This window comes from Streptomyces sp. NPDC005195, assembly GCF_040608315.1.
Lineage (GTDB): Bacteria > Actinomycetota > Actinomycetes > Streptomycetales > Streptomycetaceae > Streptomyces > Streptomyces kaempferi.
Genome location: NZ_JBEXHZ010000232.1, coordinates 1 through 2692, shown reverse-complemented (window position 1 = coordinate 2692; position 2692 = coordinate 1). Strand labels below are relative to the sequence as shown.

The window sequence follows — 2692 nt, the reverse complement described above, 5'->3', positions numbered from 1 at the left end:
GCCGCGCCGGAGGCCGGCAAAGACCACCGGGCCCGAGGGGGGACGGGGGAAGGAGGGGGAGCGGAGTGCCCGATGTACGTCCGACGGGGGAAGGTCGGACCTGCGGTGACGGGCCGCGGCCATCGGCTTCGCTCCCCCTCCGGCGTGCGCGGGCCCGGCCCGATATGCGCTCGCCGGGGCCGCCCGGCTCGCTCACACTGTCGCCGTGACGAGAACGGTGAGTGCGTGGGTCAGCGCGGGTGACGAAGTACTCGGAGGCGTAGGGCCGTTCCCGGTGGACATCCCCTGGTGGTCCGAAGTGGCGCCGGTCGTCGACCGGCTGGAGAAGCTGCTCGGCGTGCCCGTCCTGGTGCTGCGTCTGCTGGACGTCGACGGGGGCGAAGGCGGCCGGGACGGTCATGTGACGTATCACGTCGAGGCGTTGGGGCGTCCGGCGCCCGGCACCCTGGAGCAACGGCCCGTCGCTCTTGATCTGCCGAACGGCCGCGAGGTCCTCCGGTCACCGTGGGCTCGCACGGACGGTCTGCGGGAACTGCTCGACTGGGCCGGGGACACGCTGGCCTCGGCGGGGCGGCCCGTGACCGGTCCGGTGGAGCAGCGTCGTACGTGGAACCTGGCCGGCCTCTTCCGGCTGCCCACCGCGCGGGGCCCGGTCTGGCTCAAGGCGACACCGCGCTTCGCCGCCGACGAGGCGGCCGTCATCAGCGCGTTCGCGCGGGTCGGCACCGGTCTGGTCCCGGTGCTTCTCGGTTCCGGCGAGCGGCGTGTCCTGATGGAGCACATCCCGGGTGTGGACTGCTGGGGGCCCTCGGCGGAGACGGTCGGCGCGGCGATGGAGCGCGTCGTGGCCGCGCAGGCGGCACTCGCGGAACAGGGTCCCGGGTGTCTCGGCGACAGCTCGTCGCCGTCGCACTGCGCGGACGGTCCGGTCCTGCCCCGTACCGGGGACGGGCTGTCCTCCTCCGGTGCCGGGAGCGCATCGTCGTCTCCGTCCGGCGTCCCGGACCGGCGCACACCGGGTCTGGTCAGCGCGGTCCACGCGCTGCTCGACGGACCGGTCGCTGCCGAGCTGACCGCGCAGGAGCTGCTCGGGGCACAGGAGTTGACGCGGCGCTGGGAGCCGCTCGCGGAGTGCGGTCTGCCCGACACCCTCGTGCACGGCGACTTCCACCCGGGCAACTGGCGCAGCGACGGCGGTCCGCCGGTCATCGTGGACTTCGCCGACGCGCACTGGGGCCATCCCGTCCTGGACGGCCTGCGCGTCCACCACTTCCTCCCCGAGGCAGGCCGCGCGGCAGCCGCCCGTGCCTGGTCCGACGCCTGGAAGGCCCGGGTGCCCGCGAGCGACCCGGCGCGCGCCCTCGTCCTCGCCGAACCGCTCGCCCTGCTCACGTACGCCGTCCGGTACCAGGAGTTCCTGGACGGCATCGAGCCGTCCGAGCGGGTCTACCACGAGGGGGATCCGGCGGACGCGATCCGCGCGGCGCTGCGGTCCGCACGGAACCCCAGCCCGTCCCTGGCCGCCGCGGGAACTCCCACCGGGCGGAAGTGATCCCGGGCGGGCCCCGTGGCCGGGCGACGGGCGGGGGATTCACTCTCCACCGTGGTCGGCACGCGAGGCGAAGTGCCTCCGCGTGCTCACGACGGGTCCGGGCTCACCAGGGGATGACGCCGTCGTCCTCGGAGAACGAACCGGTGGGGCCGCCGTCGGGCAGTGTGGCGAGCCGGATCGCCGTGGCTGCGCCCTGTTCAGGGGTGCGGGGTCCGTGGAAGCCGGTGAAGTCGGTCGCGACGAGGCCCGGACAGGCGGCGTTGATCAGGATGTTCGTACCGGCGAACTGCCGGGCGTACTGCACGGTGACGGCGTTGAGGAACGACTTCGACGGCGCGTAGGCCGCCATGACGGGGCCGATCTCGATGTCCGGGTCCGCCTGCCGGGTCAGGGAGGCGACGGCACTCGAGACATTGACGACGCGCGGCGACGTCGAGCGCCTCAGCAGCGGCAGCATCGCGTTGGTCACCCGGATGACGCCGATGACGTTGGTCTCCACGACCGTGCGGACCACGTCGAGGTCGAGCGCGGTCGGGTCCTGCAACCATCCCGGACCCATCTCTCCCGAGATGCCGGCGTTGTTGACCAGGACGTCCAGACGCCCGGCCCGCCGTTCGACCAGTTCCGCGGCGTCGGCGACGCTCCGGTCGTCGGTCACGTCCAGCGGTACCCCGAACGCGTCCACCCCGCCGGCGCGCAGCTTCTCGACGGCGGTCTCGCGCCGGGTGTCGTCGCGCGCTGCCACGCCCACGCGGTGTCCGAGGGCGCCCAGCCCGGTCGCGATGGCGTACCCGATTCCCTTGTTCGCGCCGGTCACCAGCGCGATCTTCGTTTCGCTCATGCCGTTGATGTTCGCTCGCGGACGAGCGGCGCATCCAACACCGATACGGTGCCCTGTGATACCCGGTAGGTATCACCGAGGTAGGCTGACGCTGTGGACACCCTGGAGACCCGCGAGTTGAGGTACTTCATGGCCGTGGCCGAGGAACTGCACTTCGGCCGCGCCGCCGAGCGCCTGGGCATGGCCCAGCCGCCGCTGTCCCGGGCGATCCAGCAGCTCGAGCGGCGCCTCGGTGTCTCCCTGCTCAGGCGCAACCGTCGCGGTGTCTCGCTGACCGGCGCCGGAGAGGTCCTGCTGCG

At 73.1% G+C, this 2692-nt stretch carries 3 protein-coding genes; 2 read left to right on the top strand and 1 reads right to left on the bottom strand.

The genetic code is table 11. The features are described from left to right. The first annotated feature begins 205 nt into the window (after nucleotides 1-205). The gene (locus tag ABZV34_RS38390) at nucleotides 206-1552 is read left to right on the top strand and encodes an aminoglycoside phosphotransferase family protein (RefSeq protein WP_356287601.1); all 1347 of its coding nucleotides are present in this window, start codon (nucleotides 206-208) and stop codon (nucleotides 1550-1552) included. A gap of 103 nt (nucleotides 1553-1655) precedes the next feature. Here ABZV34_RS38390 and ABZV34_RS38385 read toward each other — a convergent pair whose 3' ends face one another. After that, nucleotides 1656-2393: an SDR family oxidoreductase gene (locus ABZV34_RS38385; RefSeq protein ID WP_356287598.1), complete on the bottom strand. Its 738-nt coding sequence runs from the start codon at nucleotides 2391-2393 to the stop codon at nucleotides 1656-1658. Between the two features lie 93 nt (nucleotides 2394-2486). On the opposite strand from ABZV34_RS38385, the gene ABZV34_RS38380 reads away from it, so the two are divergent. Next, nucleotides 2487-2692: LysR family transcriptional regulator (locus tag ABZV34_RS38380; RefSeq protein ID WP_356287595.1), on the top strand; the 206-nt coding region annotated here is incomplete at its 3' end.